The 661-nt window shown below is 59.6% G+C and carries 1 protein-coding gene; it reads right to left on the bottom strand.

What is annotated here, in order from left to right:
• A partial coding sequence (locus tag ACP7DD_RS26600) for a reverse transcriptase domain-containing protein (RefSeq protein ID WP_426178413.1) occupies positions 1-647 on the bottom strand: 647 nt, incomplete at its 3' end.
• Positions 648-661: the final 14 nt, after the last annotated feature.

The following is a 661-nucleotide window of genomic DNA, read 5'->3' as shown; positions in this document are numbered from 1 at the left end:
AGATAGGCACGGACCAGACGGATCACTCCGGAGTCGTCCACGCGTTTCCTCAGGCGGTCGATCAGGATGTCATGATTGACCCGGTCGAAGAACTTCGACAGGTCAACATCAACCACGACTCGCAATCCAGACTGAACGTACGACTGCGCGGATAGAACCGCATCTTGCGCACGCCTGCCCGGTCGAAAGCCGTAGCTGTGCTCACTAAATGTGGGGTCAAGTATCGGTTGCAGCACCTGTAGCAGTGCTTGCTGGATCAACCGGTCCGTCACCGTCGGAATGCCAAGCTCGCGCTCGCCTCCATCAGGCTTCGGGATCGTCACCCGACGTACCGGATTGGGCCGGTACGTCCCCGCCAGCAATTGCTCTCGAATGAACGGCCACGCAGTTGCAAGATGTTGTGAGCTCTGATCGATATCCAGCCCATCCACGCCAGCCGCTCCCTTGTTGACACGCACACGCTTGAACGCGCGCCGCAGGTTTTCTTTCGTCAGCGCCGCTTGCAGCAGCGCTGATCCCGTGTCTCCGGTTGCATGTCGCGGGCAGAACGCTTCGCCGCTGAAAGCATCGAGCATGGCTTCACCTTGCCCTACGGCCTCCCGCCCCGCGTTAGCGGGCATCTGACGCTTTGCTTTCTGCATCGACATATCGGATTCACTCC

Source organism: Massilia sp. TWR1-2-2 (assembly GCF_049897565.1).
Lineage (GTDB): Bacteria > Pseudomonadota > Gammaproteobacteria > Burkholderiales > Burkholderiaceae_D > JAFCUW01.
This window is presented reverse-complemented; position numbering and strand designations above follow the sequence as displayed.